Here is an 18254-nt window from a genome sequence, read left to right on the forward strand (position 1 = left end):
GCGCGTCGTGGAACCATGATGCGCGCGACTAGTCGGGGGAGTTCGCTCCGTCCCCGACGACGCGCAGGCCCATGGCCTGCAGGATCGGCAGCGGGTTCATCTTGTTCTTGCCCGCGTCCCAGATCTCGAAGTGCAGGTGCGGGCCGGTGGACTGCCCGCGGTTGCCGACCTCGGCGATCTCCTCACCGGCCGAGACGGTCTGCCCGACGCTCACCAGCGAGCGGTTGATGTGCCCGTAGACGGTGCGGGTGCCGTCGGCGTGCCGGAGCACCACCCATATCCCGAAGCCGCTGGCCGGCCCGGACTCCTCCACGACGCCGTCGGTGAAGGCGAAGATCGGGGTGCCGATCGGGGCGGCGAGGTCGATACCGTAGTGCGTGACGCCCCACCGCGCACCGAACCCGGAGGTGAACCGGCCGGTGGTCGGCAGGACGTAGGCCTCGCCGTGCTCCAGCACCGCCTGCGGGGCGCCGCCGGAGAGGGCCGCGTTGATCTGCCGAGCGGTCGCGGCGATCCGGGTGCCGATGTCGACGGCCTTGGTGAGGCTCGCGACGTCGAGCTCGGACTTCTCGTCGAGCACCGGCAGGGCCTGTGGCGAGGAGCCGGTCAGCTGGTCGGCGCCGATGGCCCGCGCGGCGGGCGTGGCCGGGTCGATCGAGTCCGCGGTGGGTCCGGCGGTCTCGTCCGCGACCGGCAGCATCGCGTTGGCGGCGAGCTTCTCGTACGGGTCCGCGGCCACGGCGGGGCCGGCGAGCGCCGTGAGCATCGTCTGCCCGGCGGCGACCAGCGCGCCGCCCGCACAGGCGGCGACGGTCGCGCGCACGCGCAGCGACACGGCGGGCGGCGCCGGAAGCCGGTGTCCCGCGCGCACCGTCGCGCGGGGGGTCGCGACGTGCTCGGGGACCGGTCGGGCGCCGCGTGGGGAGCGGTGGCGCAAGACCTGCCCTTCTCTTCGTGCCGGGCCTCCGGGGCGCGCCGGCGTGGGTTCGGGGAAACCCTCGGCGCCGTTCGGGGTCGGCGCCGCGCCGTCGTGATCGCTCCGTGACACGGACGGCTCGAACCTAGCGGGCCGTCCCCGCCGCGTCCAACCCGACCCCCGGGTGGGCAGCCGGGTGCCGCCGATCGGACGACGGCGCGTCAGGAGGCGGGCGAGGAACGCTCACCCTGCGTGGCGGCGAGCCGTTCCCGGCGCCGCCGGCGCTGACGAAAAGGGTGGATCGGTAGCTCTCCGCGACTGGCCAGGCCGGTTACCACGGCGTGCACGGTGCGCGGGTCGACGGGCAGGGCGAGGTGTCCGACGTCGTCGAGCTCCAGTTCCGTGACGTCGAGGTCGGGGTGCCTCAGCCGCGCGTTGCGCTGTGGCACGACCATCTGGTCCATCCGGCTCCAGACGGCGAGGAAGCGGGTCGTGCAGTCCGGCGCGGGGCCGGCGAGCTCGGCCATCACCTCGGACCCGGGGCGCAGCTGCCGGGCGAGCGGGGTGGGCAGCAGGTACGCGGTGTTGGTGCCCGTGTGCGGGCTGCCGAGGGTCACGAGCGAGTCGACGAACTCGGAGCCGCCCAGGCGCTGCACGTAGTACCGCGCGATCACGCCGCCCAGCGAGTGCCCCACGATGTGCACCTTGTCGGCGCCGGTGGCCTCGCGCAGCCGGTCGACGTGCTCGCCGACCGCGCGGGCGGCGCTGCGGAGGTCGTCCGTGAGCAGGCTGTAGTTGATCGCGAGCACGGCGCCGAATCCGCGCTTGCGCAGCGCGCGCCGGAACACGGTGAACACCGACCGGTTGTCCATGATCCCGTGGATCAGGAGGACCGGCGTGCCGGCCGCCTCCACGTCGCCGCAGACGAAGCTGCGCTGGACCGGGTCCAGGTCGTCCGTGCGGTAGTGGGTGCGGGGCCGGATCGTCTCGCCGGCGAGCCCGACGGGATAGAGCGCGACGTGTGCGGCGAGCCAGGCGCTCTCCAGCACGAGCCCGCGCAGCCCGGCGGGGGAGGCGAAGGTCCGCGCGGCGTACCCGGCGGCCTCCCCGGCGTCGACCAGCGCCCGGCCCATGACGGAGCGTGCACCGTCGGCCGTCCTGGCCAGGCGGTGCAGTCCCGTGCGGACCGACACCATGAACAGACGATAAGTCGGAATCCGGGAATCCGCCGGGTAACGCGACGGAAATATCCGAACGGCCGCGTGACGACCTCCCCGTCCGATGAGGCGGCCGAACGGAGCAGTGTCGCCCGGTGATCGGCCCAAGAATTCCAATCGGCCGGGTCGGAGCGTCGCCGGACGCCGAGGGGTGCTGGTCGGCCCGGGTGAGGCGATTCTCGAACGCCGGGTCCCCGTCACAGCGCGTCACCGGCACGGCCGGGCGGGACCACCCGGCTGCCGCGACCCCGCACGGGTGAGGCGCAGGCCTCCCCGCGGACGACTCGTTGGTCACAGGCGGCCCGCGCCCCGGGCCGAATCCGGCAGGCACGACGGGTGTGCGGAGGTTTACTTCGAGGTCGGTGAGGCAGCTCACCTGGGCGGATGTCATGAAGGAGCAGGGGCGTCGCTAGGGTCCAACGTCGGAGTAGGTCTCTACGTGCGGGCACCTCGCAGGGCGGGCACGGCCATCGCCGCGTCCCCGGTCCTCGCGACGCTTGCCGGCACAGCGACGTGAATCGGGAGAGCCGAGTGGACCTGTACGAGTACCAGGCGAAGGACCTCTTCGCCGCCCACGGAGTCCCGGTGCTTCCGGGCAAGACGGTGGACACGGCCGAGGCCGCCGAGGCCGCCGCCGCCGAGCTGGGCACCGCGGTCGTGGTGAAGGCCCAGGTCAAGACGGGTGGCCGTGGCAAGGCGGGCGGCGTCAAGCTCGCCGAGAGCCCGGCCGAGGCCAAGGAGAAGGCGAACGCCATCCTCGGCCTGGACATCAAGGGCCACACCGTGCACCAGGTGCTGGTCACGACCGCGTCGGACATCAGCGAGGAGTACTACTTCTCCTTCCTGCTCGACCGGTCCAACCGCACCTTCCTGGCCATGTGCTCGGCCGAGGGCGGCATGGAGATCGAGCAGCTCGCCGTCGAGCGCCCGGAGGCGCTGGCGCGCATCCCGATCGACGCGATCCAGGGCGTGGACAAGGCCAAGGCGGACGAGATCGTCGCCGCCGGCAAGATCCCGGCCGAGGTCGCCGACCAGGCGTCCGACGTGATCGTGAAGCTCTGGGACACCTTCGTCGCCGAGGACGCGACCCTGGTCGAGGTCAACCCGCTGGTGCGCGACCCGGAGAACAAGGTCATCGCGCTCGACGGCAAGGTCACCCTGGACGGCAACGCCGACTTCCGCCACCCGCAGCACGCGGAGCTGGTCGACGAGCGCACCGAGAACGCGCTCGAGGCGAAGGCCAAGGCCAAGAACCTGAACTACGTCAAGCTCGAGGGCGGCTCGGTCGGCATCATCGGCAACGGCGCGGGCCTCGTGATGAGCACCCTCGACGTCGTCGCCTACGCCGGCGAGAAGCACGGCGGCCAGAAGCCCGCCAACTTCCTCGACATCGGCGGCGGCGCGTCGGCGCAGGTCATGGCGAACGGCCTCGACGTCATCCTGCACGACCCGGACGTCAAGAGCGTCTTCGTCAACGTCTTCGGCGGCATCACCGCCTGCGACGCCGTGGCCAACGGCATCGTCGAGGCGCTGAAGATCCTCGGCGACGAGGCCTCCAAGCCGCTGGTCGTCCGCCTGGACGGCAACAACGTCGTCGAGGGTCGGAAGATCCTGGAGGACGCCAACCACCCCCTGGTCACGCAGGTGGCCACGATGGACGACGCGGCCGACAAGGCCGCCGAGCTGGCCGCGGGAGCCTGAGCACAATGTCGATCTTCCTGAACGAGAACTCCAAGGTCATCGTCCAGGGCCTCACCGGCTCCGAGGGGACCAAGCGCGCCACCAAGATGCTGGCGGCGGGCACGAACATCGTCGGCGGCGTGAACGCGCGCAAGGCCGGCACCACCGTCTCCATCGGCGGCAAGGAGCTGACGGTGTTCGGCACCGTCGAGGAGGCCATCAAGGAGACCGGGGCGGACGTCTCGGTCATCTTCGTGCCGCCGAAGTTCGCCAAGGACGCCGTGCTCGAGGCCATCGACGCCGCGATCCCGCTGGCCGTCGTCATCACCGAGGGCATCCCGGTGCACGACTCCGCCTACTTCTGGGCGCACGCCGTGGCCAAGGGCAACAAGACGCGCATCATCGGCCCGAACTGCCCCGGCATCATCAGCCCCGGCAAGTCCAACGCCGGCATCATCCCGGCCGACATCGCCGGCCCGGGCAAGATCGGTCTCGTGTCGAAGTCCGGCACGCTGACCTACCAGATGATGTTCGAGCTCAAGGAGTTCGGCTTCTCGACCGCCATCGGCATCGGCGGCGACCCGGTCATCGGGACCACGCACATCGACGCCCTCGAGGCGTTCGAGGCCGACCCCGACACCGCCGCGATCGTGATGATCGGCGAGATCGGCGGCGACGCCGAGGAGCGGGCCGCGGCCTACATCAAGGAGAACGTGACCAAGCCGGTCGTCGGCTACGTCGCGGGCTTCACCGCCCCCGAGGGCAAGACGATGGGCCACGCGGGCGCGATCGTGTCCGGCTCCGCGGGCACCGCGGCCGCCAAGAAGGAGGCCCTCGAGGCCGCCGGCGTGAAGGTCGGCAAGACGCCGTCCGAGACCGCCTCCCTCATGAAGGAGATCATGGCGTCCCTGTGACCTCCTGACCTCGATCTTTCGACGCGCGGGCCCCGGGAACCCTCCCGGGGCCCGCGCGTTGTCGTGACGGGGGCGTGGACCGGCGGGGGCCGTCGGCTAGCGTCGCCCCGGTTCCACGAGAACGGGCAAGGGAGTGGTCATGAGCCAGACCGGAGCGAGTCCGGAGCCGGCGACCGGGGAGGCCCCGGCGCCGCTGCAGGGTCCCGCGCGCACCCTCGTCATGGCGGGGGCCGGGCTGGCACTCGTCGTCTACCTGCTCGGCTTCTTCTCCCCGCTGAGCAGCCTGCTGTACGGGCCGTCGCTGGTGCTGGCGGGCGGCCTGCTCGCTGCCGCGGCGCTGCTGCCGCGGGCGGCGGGGAAGGTGCTCGTGCCGGGGGCGGTGATCACCGTCGTCGGGTTCCTGTCGCTGGTGCAGGTCGCCGTGGCGGCGGCGCAGTTCGCCGTCGGCGGCATCGAGATCGTGGCGCTCGTGCTCGCGTTCCTCGCGGCCGCGGCGCTGTGCGGCGCGGTGCTGATGCAGGCCGGGCTGCTGAGCATGCCCGCGCGCAGGCCGCAGCAGGCGCCGCAGGGCTACGGCCAGCAGTACGGCCCCTACGGCCAGCAGTACGGCGGGTACCCGCCGCCCGGGCAGGGCGGGGGCTACGTCCAGCAGCCCGGGCCGGGTGGCCAGTACGGCTACGGCTGGTCGCCGCAGGGTCCGCCGCCGCAGCAGGCGCCGTACGGCCAGCCGCAGGGCTACGAGGGCGGGCCGTGGGGCCAGCCGCAGCCCGGGCCCGGTCAGCAGGGGCCGGCCGGTCAGCCCGGGTCGGTCGGTGCGCCGGTGCAGCCGGGCCAACAGGCCCCGCAGCCGGGCCAGGGACAACCGGGTCAGGGGCAGCCGCAGACCGGGTGGGCCGGCGCGACCGAGTCCGGTGCGCCGTCGTCGACGTCGTCCGCGTCGCCGGGTGGGCAGCCCGGCGAGCTGGAGCAGACGCGCATCGAGTCGTCCCGGGGTACCGACGAGCAGGGCAGCGGTCGGCACGGGCGGGCCGAGGCCGACCGCACCACGCGGATCCCGACCGAGGGCGAGCGCCGCAGCGAGGGCTGATCTCCACCGGACAGGGGGTGCGGTCCCGCGAGTCGGGAGTTCCGGCACCGCGAGTCGGGACTTCCGGCACCGCGAGTCGGGAGTTCCGGCACCGCGAGTCGGGACTTCCGGCACCGCGAGTCGGGAGTTCCGGCACCGCGAGTCGGGAGTTCCGGCACCGCGAGTCGGGAGTTCCGGCACCGCGAGTCGGGAGTTCCGGCACCGCGAGTCGGCAGTTCTGGTAGCGCGGGTCGGGAGCTGACCCGGGTGGCGTTCGCCGGACCCGCGGGTCCCGGCGTGGCGGCCTGACTCCCGGCGCCCGCGCTGCGACGCTGGCGGGGTGACCCGTTCGCTGCGTGCCCCGGACCGTGCGGAGGAGGAGCCGGACGTCGCGACCGACGCGGCCGAGTCGTCCGGACCGGAGGTCCCCGAGGGCCTCGACCGGCTCCGCGTCGTCCTCGCCGCGGCGATGGGCACCGTGCTGGTCAGCTACGCCATGCTCGTGCCCGCGGCCCTGCTCGTAGTACTCGCGGGCGGTGGCGCGGACAGCTCCGTCGACGGGGCCTTCGCCGCCGCCATCCCGCTCTGGCTGGCGGCCCACCTCATCCCGCTGGCGCTGGAGGGGCAGCCGCTGAGCGTGCTGCCGCTGCTCCCGACGGTGGCGGTGATCGTCGTCGTCGCGTGGGGTGCCCGATGGGCGGCTCGACGGCTGGGGTGCCGGATCCGGCAGGACGCCGGCGCGGTCGTCGCCGCCTCGGCCGGGGCGCACGCGGCCGTGGCGGTGCTCGGCAGCGCCCTGCTGCCCACGTCGGCCGCGGTCGGCGCCGCTCCCTGGGCCGCGATGCTCGGCGCGGGACTGATCGCCGCGGTCGGTGCCGGGATCGGTGTGCTGCGTGCCTGCGGCCTGCCGGCGGACTGGCGGGAGCGGCTGCAGGGGTGGCCGGCCGCCGGACTCGCGGCCGCGGCGGTCGGTGGTGCCGCACTCCTGCTCGCCGGGGCGCTCGTCGTGCTGGTGGGGCTCGTCGTCGGGGCCGGCCGGGTGCACGGTCTGTACGAGGCACTGGCGCCGACGGGCGGTGCGGCCCTGGGCATGACCCTGCTGGGCCTGGCCTACCTGCCGAACGCCGCGATCGCCGGCGCGTCCTGGCTCCTGGGCCCGGGCGTCGACGTCGGGCTCGGGGCGTGGACGCCGTTCGGCGGCGCTCCCGCCCCGCTACCCCCGTTCCCGCTGCTCGGGGCGCTGCCGACGGTGCCCTCGCCGGCCTGGGCCGTCGTCGTGGTGATCGTGCCGGTCGGGATCGGGCTGGTCGTCGGCGGGATCTGCCGGACGGTGCTGGGGCCGGAGTCCACGCTGCCGGAGCGCATGCGGGCGGTCGGTGTCGCGGCGATCACCCTCGCCCTGGTCGCGGCGCTCGTCGCCACGCTGGCCGGCGGGCGGTTGGCGGCGGGGCGGTACGACCCGGTCGCGATGCCCGCCTGGCTCGTCCTGCTCGCGGTCGTGGTGTGGATCGGCGGGCCCGCGGCGGTCCTCGCGCTGGTGCAGCGGGGTGGCCCGGGGCCGGAGGAGGCGCGGGACGACGAGGAGCTCGGCTGGTACCGGGACGGGTACGAGGCCGAGGAGGAGACCTCCGCGCGCGAGGACGACTCGGGCGAGGCGGATCTCGACGACGGTGCGCAGGTCGGGGACGGGGACGACCGGGACCTTGCCGACGGTTCCGACGACCCGGAGGGCGGGGCGGACGGCTCCGAGCGCGCTGAGGGCTCCGACGACTCCGACGGCTCCGAGGACTCCGACCGGTTCGGCGACACCGAGGACTCCGGCGACTCCGGGCGCGGCGAGGCTGCACAGGACGAGGCGGCCGATCGCGGCGACGGTGGCAACGACGCTGTCGGCGGTCCGGCCGCCCACGATCCGAACGGCGCTGAGGAGATTGGTGGCGCTGCGGACGCTGAGAGGGCTGCAGACGCGAAGCAGCGCGCCGACGGTGTAGCGGGCGACGAGTCGTCCGAGGACGACCCCGCCGAGGTCGCGGCGACCGACCGGGAGGACGCGCCGCGCAGCCGGGCGTCCGGCAGCTCGCGCAGCCGCGAGGGTCGAGCTCGCGCGGGCCGGGGGCGGGCGGTGGAGCGCGCTCGCGCCCGCCGGCAGGAGCGCAGCAACGGCGCCCACAGCCGCCCGATCCGCTTCCGCCCGGGCGCTGCCCAACTCCCGGCCCTCCGCGCGGTCGAGGATCTCCCGCACGACGCGGACGGTGGGGCCGTCGAGAACCCGGCCGAGCTCGTCGAGGAGCGCCTTGCCTCGTCCGATCCGGCCGAGCGCACCGAGGCCGAGGAGCGATCCGAGCGAGTGACGCGTGAAGACCGCGCGGACCGGCTCGAGCCGACCGGGGCTTCTGGGGGTCGGGCCGCCGCCACGCAGCCCACCGAGCCCGAGCCACGCCCCCGCACGGTGGGCGAGCTCGTCGCCCTCCGGGCGAGGCAGGCGGAAGAACGCGCCGCCCGCGAGGCCGCAGAACGTGACAGCGGCGCTCCATGATCCCATCCGGGCAGCCCGAGCCTGTGTTCTGCCTGCAGGGATCATGGTCGGCGATGACCGGAGGCCCGGCCCGGCCCGGCAGGACCCGGCCCCGGGGGCCGGCCGTCCTCGCCCAGGCTCCGTGCCGCTCCGCCCGGACGCTGCACCGCTCGACGTCCATGACGCCGATCCACGTCCGGGCAGCGGGACGTTCGATTCCCGAACGGTCTCCTTCCCGAACGCGGATCAGCGGCTCCTGACCGGATCGGGGCAGGTCCTCGCGCTGTGACCGCCGTCGCGGCCTAGGCTGGAGGGGTCCGTCAGAGCCGCCCGCCCGAGGAGATCCGTGCCCGCCCCGACGAGCGCACAGCCCACGTCGCGGGACGGCCTACCCGGGCGCGCCCGCCTGGTGGTGCTCGCCTCGGGCTCCGGCACCCTGCTGCAGGCGCTGCTCGACGCCGCGCGCGACCCGGCCTACCCGGCGGAGGTCGTCGCCGTCGGGACCGACCGTCCGGGCGTCGAGGCGCTGAACCGGGCCACCCGCTCCGGCGTCCCCGCCTTCACCGTGCGGCCCGCCGAGCACCCGGACCGCCCGGCGTGGGACCGCGCGCTGCTGGCCGCCGTCCTGGAGCATCGGCCGGACCTCGTCGTCAGCGCGGGGTTCATGCGGATCCTCGGCGCGCCGTTCCTCGACGGCATCGGCCGCCCCGTCGTCAACACCCACCCGGCGCTGCTGCCCGCGTTCCCCGGCGCGCACGCCGTCCGCGACGCCCTCGCCCACGGCGTCACGGTCACCGGGACCACCGTCCACCTGGTCGACGCCGGCGTGGACACCGGGCCGATCCTGGCCCAGGAGGCCGTCCCCGTGCTGCCCGGCGACACCGAGGCCGAGCTGCACGAACGCATCAAGATCGCGGAGCGGCGGTTGCTCGTGGCCACCGTCGCGACGCTGAGTACCGGAAAGACGCTGTGCAACCGAGAGGCGAGAGTCCAGTGAGCGAACGCAGGCCGGTCAAGCGGGCCCTGATCAGCGTCTACGACAAGGCCGGGCTGCTCGACCTGGCGACCGGGCTGCACGCCGCGGGCGTGGAGATCGTCTCGACCGGCTCGACCGCGCAGCGGATCGCCGACGCCGGGGTCCCCGTCACTCCCGTCGAGGAGCTGACCGGGTTCCCGGAGTGCCTCGACGGCCGCGTCAAGACCCTGCACCCGCGCGTGCACGCCGGCCTGCTCGCCGACACCCGCAAGCCGGAGCACCTCGAGCAGCTCGAGCAGCTGGGCATCGCGCCGTTCGACCTGCTCGTCTCGAACCTCTACCCGTTCACCGAGACCGTGGCGTCGGGCGCGACGCCGGACGAGTGCGTCGAGCAGATCGACATCGGTGGGCCCGCGATGGTCCGGGCGTCGGCGAAGAACCACGACAGCCTCGCCGTGGTCACCGACCCCGCGAAGTACGCCTGGGCGCTCGAGCAGATCGCCGCCGGCGGGTTCGTGCTGGAGGACCGGCGCCGGCTCGCGGCCGAGGCGTTCCGGCACACCGCGGCCTACGACGTCGCCGTCGCCTCCTGGATGGGGTCGGTGCTGGTCGGCGGCGAGTCGGCCTTCCCGGAGTGGGCGGGCGCGACGTGGACCCGCAAGGCCACCCTCCGCTACGGCGAGAACCCGCACCAGGCCGCCGCGATCTACACCTCCGAGGCCGGCGGGACGGGGCTGGCCCGCGCCGAGCAGCTGCACGGCAAGGAGATGTCCTACAACAACTACGTCGACGCCGACGCCGCCTGGCGCGCCGCGCACGACCACGGCGACCGGCCGTCCGTCGCGGTGATCAAGCACGCCAACCCGTGTGGGATCGCGGTGGGCGCCGACGTCGCCGAGGCCCACCGCAAGGCCCACGCCACCGACCCCGTCAGCGCGTACGGCGGCGTGATCGCGACCAACCGCGAGGTGTCGGTCGAGATGGCGCAGCAGGTCAAGGACGTCTTCACCGAGGTCGTGGTGGCCCCCGGGTTCGCGCCCGAGGCGCTGGAGATCCTGCGGGCGAAGAAGAACATCCGGCTGCTGCGGATCGACGGCGAGGTCGCCCGGCACGGCGCCGAGATCCGCCCGATCAGCGGCGGCCTGCTGATGCAGCAGCGCGATGCCGTCGACGCCCCGGGCGACGACCCCTCCTCCTGGAAGCTGGTCGCCGGTGAGGCCGCGGACGAGCAGACCCTCGCCGACCTGGCGTTCGCTTGGCGCGCCTGCCGCGCGGTGAAGTCCAACGCGATCCTGCTCGCGTCGGACGGCGCCGCGGTCGGCGTCGGGATGGGGCAGGTCAACCGGGTCGACTCCTGCCGGCTCGCGGTCACCCGGGCCGGGGAGCGGGCGCGCGGCGCGGTCGCGGCCTCCGACGCCTTCTTCCCCTTCCCCGACGGCCTCGAGGTGCTGATCGAGGGCGGCGTCAAGGCCGTCGTGCACCCGGGCGGCTCGATCCGGGACGACCAGGTGACCGCCGCGGCCGCCGAGGCGGGCGTGACGCTCTACCTCACCGGCACCCGGCACTTCGCCCACTGATCCCGCCGGCGGGCGGCGACATGCCGTCCGCCGCGTGATGGCGATGTCGCGGCTCGGACTGTCCGGTTGCGCTCGAAATGATCATGTGGTGCCGCCAGCCCGAGTGTCGCCCCGTCGGCCAGAGCGTCACCGTGCTGCTGTCGGGCCTCGCAGTGAGGTGGCGCTCGGAACGATCTTGTGCTCGGGCGCCCTACCGGTCCACCCGATCGCGGGTTGAGGGCGTCGGTGGGCTGGGTTAGAGTTCGAACAAAGGTTCGAACGCCGTCTTCCCCGCGGCGTGCCCGTCGTGCGGGGGAGGTGTGTCGTGAGCTGCCGTCAGGCTGCCCGCGCCGTCCGTGTCCCATCACATCGTGAGCCGGTGTCGCGCGCGGCACCGGTGCCGCTGCGGTGGCCACGGCGGCCCTGTCGGCGACCGATCCGCCCCGCACACCGGCCGGCCAGGCCAGGTCGGCAGGCTGTACACCCCTTTCGCCCCGGCGCACCCGCTCCGGCCGGCCTGCACACCCGAAGCGACGCCGCACGGGCTGTCGATGAGGTGTGCGGCTGCGACAGAGGGTGTGCGAAGTTCGTGCCTTCGCCCTCTCGAGGTGTCTTCCGAGTCGGGGCGACGGTGCGGCGTGGGTGAGCCCTGGGCGCTCGACCCGGATCCCTGGCCGGTCGACGGGCCGGGGTACGGGGAGGGCGAGGACCCGGAGGGCGGCGTGATCGTGGGGAGCGGGCGCCCGCCCGCCGACCCGCGCACCCGGAACCTGCGGGTCCACGGAGCGGGGCGTCCGGTCCGGTCCGGCCGGCCGGTGGGGCCGGGTGGATCGGGCGGGGAGAGTGCCGCCGAGCGGCTCGCGACGGCTCGCGGGCTGCTGCGTCGGATGGAGAACCGCTCGTCCGCGGCGGCCCGACCCGCGCCGGCACCGGGCGACGACGGTCGGGTCCTCCCGGTCGTCGCCCCGCTGGCCCCGCTGCTGCCCGGGGGCGGGCTGCGGCGCGGCTCCACCGTGTCGGTCTCGACCGGCCCGGGATCGACGTCCCTGCTGTTCGGGCTGCTCGCCGAGGCCTCGGCCGAGGGCGCGTGGGCGGGCGTGGTCGGCGCGCCGGGGCTCGGCGCGGTCGCCGCCGCGGAGGCCGGGATCCGGCTCGAGCGGCTCGCGCTGGTGCCCCGGCCCGGCGCGGACCTCGTCGCGATCACCGCCGCGCTGCTCGACGGGTTGGACCTCGTCGTGGTCGCGGGCGCCGAGCGGGCGGGGGTGCGCGCGGCCGACCGGGAGCGGCTGGAGGCGCGGGCCCGGCAGCGCGGTGCGGTGCTGCTCGCGCTGGGTGCCTGGCCGGGCGCCGATCTGGTCCTCGGGTGCTCGCAGGTGGAGTGGCGGGGCGTCGCGCGGGGCGCGGGCCGGTTGCGCTCGCGGTGCGCGGTGGTGCGGTCGACCGGCCGCGGCACGGGTGCGTCCGGGCGTGAGACGGAGCTGCTGCTCCCGGGGCCCGGCGGTGCGGTCGCGGAGCGCGAGGAGATCCGCCGCTCCCCGATGGTCGACGAGCCGGCGGAGATCCCGGTGGTCCGGGCGGCGGTCTCGTGAGCACCCCCCACGATCGACGGCGGCCTCGCCCGGCGGCCGGCCGCCTCGAAGATCACTGTCTCGGACCGATGCGCGCCGCTCATGGCCGTGAACGGTCCCGATCGGTGATCACGACGCTGCAGGTGTCGCAAGATCGCCGCCCCGGACCGACACGCGCCACCGACAGCCGTGGACGGTCCCGGCCGGTGATCATGTGCCCCACCACCACGACTCCGCAGATTCCGGGCCGTCACCCACGTCGGGAGGACCCCCATGGCTGAGCCCGGCGAGCGGGTGCTGGCGTTGTGGTCCCCGGACTGGCCCGTGACCGCGGCGATGCAGGCCGCGCACGTCCCGGCCCACCGTCCCGCGGCGGTGTTCCTGGCCAACCGCGTGGTGGCCTGCTCGGCGGGTGCGCGGGCGGCGGGGGTGCGGCGCGGGTTGCGCCGGCGGGACGCCCAGGCGCGGTGCCCCGAGCTCGCCGTCCTGGCCCCGGACCCGGACCGGGACGCGCGGCTGTTCGAGCCGGTGGTCGTCGCCGTCGAGGAGCTGGCCCCGGGGGTGGAGGTGGTCCGGCCCGGCCTGCTGGCGCTCCCGGCCAGGGGCCCGGTCGGGTTCTTCGGCGGCGAGCGCGAGGCGGCCGAGCGGTTGATCGACCAGGTCGCCGCGCGCACCGGGGTGGAGTGCCAGACCGGGTTCGCCGACGGGCTGTTCGCCGCCGTGCTCGCCGCCCGCCGCGGGGTGGGGGTCGAGCCCGGCCGCAGCGCGGAGTTCCTCGCCCCGCTCGGGGTGGAGGAGCTCGACCGCGAGCCCGACGTCGACCGCTCCGAGCTGGTGGACCTGCTGCGGCGGCTGGGCCTGCGCAGCCTCGGCGCGTTCGGGGCACTGGCCCAGGCGGACGTCGCCTCCCGGTTCGGCGCCGACGCCGTCCTCGCCCACCGACTCGCCCGCGGCCTGGACCCGCGCCCGCCCGTGCGCCGGTGCCCGCCCGAGGAGCTCGCCGTCGCGATCGAGCTGGACCCGCCGGTCACGCGGGTCGACGCGGCCGCGTTCGCCGCCCGCTCGCTGGCCGAGCAGCTGCACCACACCCTGGCCGGGCACGGCCTCTCCTGCACCCGGCTGGGGGTGTGGGCGCGCACCGAGGGCGGGGAGGAGCTGCTGCGGGTCTGGCGCTGCGCCGAGCCGCTCACCCCGTCCGGGACGGTCGACCGGGTGCGCTGGCAGCTCGACTCGTGGCTGACCCGGGGCGGCTCCGGCGCCGTCGTCGAGCTGCGGCTCACCCCGGAGGAGACGGTCACCGCGGGGGCGCTGCAGCTCGGCCTGTGGGGCGACGTCGGCGAGGCGGACGAGCGGGCCGGGCGCGCGCTGGTCCGGGTCCAGGCGCTGCTCGGTCCGGAGTCCGTGGTCACCGCGGTCCTCGCCGGCGGCCGTGACCCGGACGAGCGGGTCCGGTACGTCCCGTGGGGCGACGACCGCGAGCCCGGTTCCCGTGCCGCCGGGCCCCTCGAGGGCCCGCCCGCCGAGCCGCCGGTCGAGGGGTTCGGTCCGTACCCGGACGGCCCGACGGCCGGGCTGCGGGTGGTCGGCGGCGAACCGGTGCCCGTCCTCGACCCGGTCCTCGAACCCGCCCCGCTCCCGCGGGAGACCCCGCGCGGCTTCGCGCCCGACGCCCCCGAGGCCGCGCTCCGGGGCACCGCCCCGACCGCGACCCGGGGGCCGGCCGCCCGCAAGCCCGGCCGGTCGCGGCCGATCCGGACCGGCAAGGCCGCGCGGGACCCCGTCCCTGCCTGGCCAGGCCGTCTCCCGGCGCCGTCGCCGGCGACCGTGCCGGAGGAGCCCATCCCGGTCGAGCTGCACACCGCCGAGGGCAGGCCGGTCGGCCTGCACGAGGCCGGCATGCTCGCGGCCGACCCGCACCGGCTGCTGCTCACCGGGCACCCGCCGCGCGAGGTCCGGGACTGGGCGGGGCCCTGGCCGGTACGCCGGCGATGGTGGTCGGCCGACGGCCTCACGGGGTCTCGGCTGCAGGTCGAGCTGGCCGACGGGGTGGCCCTGCTCCTGCTCTACCGGGAGGAGCGGTGGTGGGTCACCGGCATCTACGACTGACGGCGCCACGACCGGCGGCCCCACGACCGGCGGCCCCACGACCGGCGGCCCCACGACCGGCCGCCCGACGACCGGCGGTCCGACGACCGTCCCTGCGACCGCCGCTACGACTGCCGCTGGGGCACCCCGGTCAGGTCGAGGGCGAACCGGCCGACCGTGCCCGCGAGGGCGTCGACGTTGCGGTCCAGCGCCGTGCGGTCGACGTTGGCCGTGGTGTCGCAGGCCTGGTGGTAGCAGGCGTCGTACGGACGGTCCGCCTGGCCGCCCCACTGCTGGGCCTGCTGCGCCGACTTGCGCTCCTCGGCCCCGGTGAACAGGCCGCCCGAGGGGATGCCGGCGGCGATGAACGGGCCGTAGTCGGAGCGGCCGTCGAAGTCGGTGCCCGACCCCTGCACGCCCAGGGCCGAGAGCTGCTCGAGCAGCACCTGCTCCACGGCCGCCGAGCCCTCGGGGCCCGGGCCGGCGCCCTGCTTGTCCGAGTCGTCGCCGTCGTAGACGAGGTAGCCGGCGTTCGGCGAGCCGACCATGTCCAGGTTCACGTACAGCGCGATCTTCTGCCGGTCGGCGGGAGCGAGCCCCTCGACGTACCGGGTGGAGCCGACCAGCCCGAGCTCCTCGGCGCCCCACCAGGCGAAGCGGACGGCGTTGGCCACCGGCGGCGTCGGGCCGAGCGCGGTCGCGAGCTCCAGCAGCGAGGCCGTGCCGGTGCCGTTGTCGTTGATCCCCGGCCCCTCCGGCACCGAGTCGAGGTGCGCCCCGGCCATCACGACCCGGTTCGGGTCGCCGGTCGTGGTCTGCGTGATCACGTTGCGACTCACGGTGTCCCGCGTGGTGGTGGTCAGCAGCAGGGTGACCGGCGTGCCGCCCTTCGTCGCGAGGTCGGCGCCCGCGGACGCGGTCACACCCGTGGTCGGCACGGTCTCGGTGGACTCGCCCAGCGTGCCGTCGAGCCGCTCGTTCTCGGTGTTGACCACGACCAGCCCCGCGGCGCCCGCCCTCTTCGCGTTCTCGGACTTGGCGCCGAAGGGGCAGGTGCCGCGCTTGACCAGCGCGATCGCCCCGGCGGGCATGCCCGCGAAGTCCTCGGCCTCGCAGCCGGAGGTGGCGTCTTGGGCGACGACGTGCAGCGGCGCGGTCAGCCCGCCCGCCGGGGTGGAGGGGGAGAAGCTCATGACGGTGGACTCGACGGTGCGGCCCTCGACGGTCAGCCGCTGGTCCTGCACGGAGAAGGCGCGGACGTCGAAGGTCGGGGTGTCCACGGTGAACCCCGCGTCGCGCAGCGTCCGGGCCACGTAGTCCACGCTGGCGTCGTAGCCGGGGGTGCCGAGGGCGCGGTTGCCGCCGTTCGCGTCGGCGATCTGCTGCAGCCGTTCCAGGTGGGCGAAGGCGCCGTCGCCGCTCACGGTGGACATGAGCCGGGCGGGCAGGCCCGGATCGGGCGCCACCGCCGTTGCCGACGGTGGTGCGGGTGCGGTGGGCGCCGCGGAACACCCCGCGAGCACGAGCGCCGCGAGCCCGGCCACCGTCGCCGCCAGTCGTCGTCCCCGCATGGCTCCCCCTCCGTCACCGTGTCGTCGCACAGTGTCCGGCATGGGTGGGGTGCGCGCCGATCACCCCGATCGGGTGGGTCGCCCGGAGCGGTCGGGGTCCACGGGTGCCGCACGGGCGCAGCACAGGTGTTTCTCAGGTGGTGGGAGTGGACTGATCACAGCATCACGGACGTCGTCGGAGCTGGTGACGGAGCCCCGACGACCGCCGGACGCGTGCGACCGGACGCTGGGGAGCCCCCGGTACCGCGCCGCCGGCAGGCCCGGATGACGCCGGTCGGGGGCTGGGGAGCGGCCCGGCCGGCGTCGTCCGGCGGACGACCGGGGTGGGCGTCGATCACGTGGTGGAGGTCGCGAGGCTCCCGAGGGTGCCCGCGGCGGCGTCGCCGAAGCGGTCCAGGGCGACGCGGTCGACGTTGGTGAGGGTGTCGCAGGCCGTGTGGTAGCAGCCGTCGAACACCTGGCCCGCGGTACCGCCCCACTTCGCGGCCTGGTCGGGGGTCTTGACCTGCTCGTCGCCCGCCAGCAGGCCCGCGCTCGGGATGCCGGCCTTCACGAAGGCCGCGTAGTCCGACCCGTCGTCGAACTCCAGGGTGTCCGGCGCGGCCCCCAGCCCCGTCAGCCGGGCCACGAGGTCACGGCTGGCCGGCTCGTCGCCCTGCACGAAGTAGCCCGCGTTCGGCGAGGCCGTCATGTCGAGGTTGAGGTAGAGCGCGATCGCGCGGCGGTCGGCCGCGGACAGCGAGTCGACGTACCCCTGCGAGCCCTCGAAGTCGCGCTCCTCGGCGCCCCAGAACGCGAAGCGGACGGCGCGGCCCACCGGCGGCGAGCCGCCCATCTTCGTGGCGATCTCCAGCAGGTTCGCCACCCCGGTGCCGTTGTCGTTGATGCCGGGGCCGTCGCGCACCGAGTCCAGGTGGGCACCGGCGAGGACGACCTGGCCGGGATCCCCGGTGCGGGTCTGCGCGATCACGTTGCGGTGCTGCGCGTCCCGGAAGGTGAACGTCGGGGTGGTGACGTCGAAGCCGGCCCCGCGCAGCACCTCGGCGACGTGGTCGACGGCCGCGTCGTAGCCCGGGCGCCCGGTGGCCCGGTTGCCGCCGTGGGCGTCGGCGATCCGCTGCAGCTCGCCGAGCTGGGCATACGCTCCGTCGCCGCTGACCTCGGCCACGAGCCCGTCCGCGAAGGCGGACGGCACGGGCGACGGCGACGGGGGCGTGGCGGCGGAACAGGCCACCGCGAGTCCCGCGAGCAGGGCGGCGAGGCCGGTGCGCACGATCCTGGTGTGTGGCGCCCGGTGGCGGTGGTCGACCATGAGCCTCCGATCGACGGTCCCTCACCCGGATCATGGGGACCGGACGGTGATCCCGCCACTCGAATAGTGGCGTTCACGTCGGCGGCAAGGTCTAGCGTCGCCGGCGGGAGGGGGACGGACGATGCGGATCGGCGAGCTGGCGGAGCGGGCCGGGGTGAGCCCCCGGGCGTTGCGGCACTACGAGGAGCTCGGGCTGCTGCCTGCGCGACGGCGGGCGAACGGCTACCGCACCTACGGCGAGGAGGACCTGCGGGCGCTCGCCGAGATCCGCGCGTTGGTCGGGCTGGGCCTGTCCCTGGAGGAGACGCGGCCCTTCGTCGAGTGCCTCCGCGCGGGCCACCCGAGTGGCGCGAGCTGCGCCGACTCGATCGCGGTGTACCGGCTGAAGCTCGCCGAGGTCGACGCGTCCCTGGCCCGGCTCGGTGCGGTGCGCGCCGAGCTCGAGGCGCAGCTGCGGTCCGCGCTGCGCGAGCGGGCACCGGTACCCCGGTGTGAACTGTCCGTGGAGGAACCGTGATCGAGATCGTCACCGACGAGACCTTCGAGGCCCGGGTGCTGCGCGCGCCGGGGCCGGTGCTGGTCGACTTCACCGCGACCTGGTGCCCGCCCTGCCGGATGATCAAGCCCGTGCTGGCCGAGCTCGCGGTCGAGCTGGCGGGGCGGCTGGAGGTCGTCGCGCTCGACGTCGACGACTCCCCGAAGGCCGCGGCCGCGGCCGGGGTGATGGGCATGCCGACGCTGAGCCTGTACGTCGACGGGCGGGTGGTCACGCAGGTCGTCGGGGCGCGGCCGAAGGCGGCGGTGCGGGCGGCGGTGGAGCCGTTCCTGCCTGTGGACAACTCCGTCGCGACGGCCCGTTAGAACGGATGTTCGAGTAC

General features: G+C 75.1%; 14 protein-coding genes. 10 read left to right on the forward strand and 4 right to left on the reverse strand.

All coding sequences use genetic code 11. From position 1 onward, the window contains the following. Positions 1-28: 28 nt before the first annotated feature. Positions 29-823: a M23 family metallopeptidase gene (locus PKE99_RS12705; protein ID WP_231498221.1), complete on the reverse strand. Its 795-nt coding sequence runs from the start codon at positions 821-823 to the stop codon at positions 29-31. Between the two features lie 314 nt (positions 824-1137). Further along, complete coding sequence (locus tag PKE99_RS12710) at positions 1138-2112, reverse strand: esterase/lipase family protein (RefSeq protein ID WP_037046301.1); 975 nt, start codon at positions 2110-2112, stop codon at positions 1138-1140. A 534-nt stretch (positions 2113-2646) separates the two neighbouring features. On the opposite strand from PKE99_RS12710, the gene sucC reads away from it, so the two are divergent. From sucC to PKE99_RS12750, 8 genes are all read left to right on the forward strand, one after another. Beyond that, complete coding sequence (gene sucC / locus PKE99_RS12715; RefSeq protein ID WP_269323003.1) at positions 2647-3834, forward strand: ADP-forming succinate--CoA ligase subunit beta; 1188 nt, start codon at positions 2647-2649, stop codon at positions 3832-3834. 5 nt (positions 3835-3839) lie between these two features. Beyond that, complete coding sequence (gene sucD / locus PKE99_RS12720) at positions 3840-4727, forward strand: succinate--CoA ligase subunit alpha (RefSeq protein WP_037046307.1); 888 nt, start codon at positions 3840-3842, stop codon at positions 4725-4727. 139 nt (positions 4728-4866) lie between these two features. Further along, positions 4867-5814, forward strand: a complete 948-nt coding sequence (locus tag PKE99_RS12725; RefSeq protein ID WP_156067638.1) for a DUF5336 domain-containing protein — start codon at positions 4867-4869, stop codon at positions 5812-5814. 319 nt (positions 5815-6133) lie between these two features. Then, a complete protein-coding gene (locus PKE99_RS12730; RefSeq protein ID WP_051737500.1) occupies positions 6134-8329 on the forward strand; it encodes a cell division protein PerM in 2196 nt (731 codons plus the stop codon). 325 nt (positions 8330-8654) lie between these two features. Next, positions 8655-9305, forward strand: coding sequence for a phosphoribosylglycinamide formyltransferase (gene purN / locus PKE99_RS12735; protein ID WP_051737501.1), 651 nt, complete (start codon positions 8655-8657; stop codon positions 9303-9305). Then, complete coding sequence (purH, locus tag PKE99_RS12740; protein WP_037046310.1) at positions 9302-10861, forward strand: bifunctional phosphoribosylaminoimidazolecarboxamide formyltransferase/IMP cyclohydrolase; 1560 nt, start codon at positions 9302-9304, stop codon at positions 10859-10861. Before purN ends, purH begins: the two co-directional genes overlap by 4 nt. A 617-nt stretch (positions 10862-11478) precedes the next feature. Further along, positions 11479-12429 (forward strand): DnaE2-dependent mutagenesis accessory factor ImuA', encoded by a 951-nt coding sequence (gene imuA', locus PKE99_RS12745; RefSeq protein ID WP_063739767.1) that lies wholly within the window; start codon positions 11479-11481, stop codon positions 12427-12429. A 252-nt stretch (positions 12430-12681) separates the two neighbouring features. Next, the gene (locus PKE99_RS12750) at positions 12682-14514 is read left to right on the forward strand and encodes a Y-family DNA polymerase (protein ID WP_051737502.1); all 1833 of its coding nucleotides are present in this window, start codon (positions 12682-12684) and stop codon (positions 14512-14514) included. Between the two features lie 104 nt (positions 14515-14618). Here PKE99_RS12750 and PKE99_RS12755 read toward each other — a convergent pair whose 3' ends face one another. Continuing rightward, positions 14619-16064 (reverse strand): M28 family peptidase, encoded by a 1446-nt coding sequence (locus PKE99_RS12755; protein WP_037046312.1) that lies wholly within the window; start codon positions 16062-16064, stop codon positions 14619-14621. Between the two features lie 334 nt (positions 16065-16398). Beyond that, positions 16399-17337: a M28 family peptidase gene (locus PKE99_RS12760; RefSeq protein WP_231498222.1), complete on the reverse strand. Its 939-nt coding sequence runs from the start codon at positions 17335-17337 to the stop codon at positions 16399-16401. A 160-nt stretch (positions 17338-17497) separates the two neighbouring features. Here PKE99_RS12760 and PKE99_RS12765 point away from each other — a divergent pair, with 160 nt between their 5' ends. Both PKE99_RS12765 and PKE99_RS12770 read left to right on the forward strand, forming a co-directional pair. Further along, positions 17498-17893 (forward strand): MerR family transcriptional regulator, encoded by a 396-nt coding sequence (locus PKE99_RS12765; protein WP_037046315.1) that lies wholly within the window; start codon positions 17498-17500, stop codon positions 17891-17893. After that, entirely contained in the window at positions 17890-18237 is a 348-nt protein-coding gene (locus tag PKE99_RS12770) for a thioredoxin family protein (RefSeq protein ID WP_037046318.1), read from the forward strand. Before PKE99_RS12765 ends, PKE99_RS12770 begins: the two co-directional genes overlap by 4 nt. The last annotated feature ends 17 nt before the right edge of the window (positions 18238-18254 follow it).

The organism is Pseudonocardia halophobica, assembly GCF_027922425.1.
GTDB classification, from domain to species: Bacteria; Actinomycetota; Actinomycetes; order Mycobacteriales; family Pseudonocardiaceae; genus Pseudonocardia; species Pseudonocardia halophobica.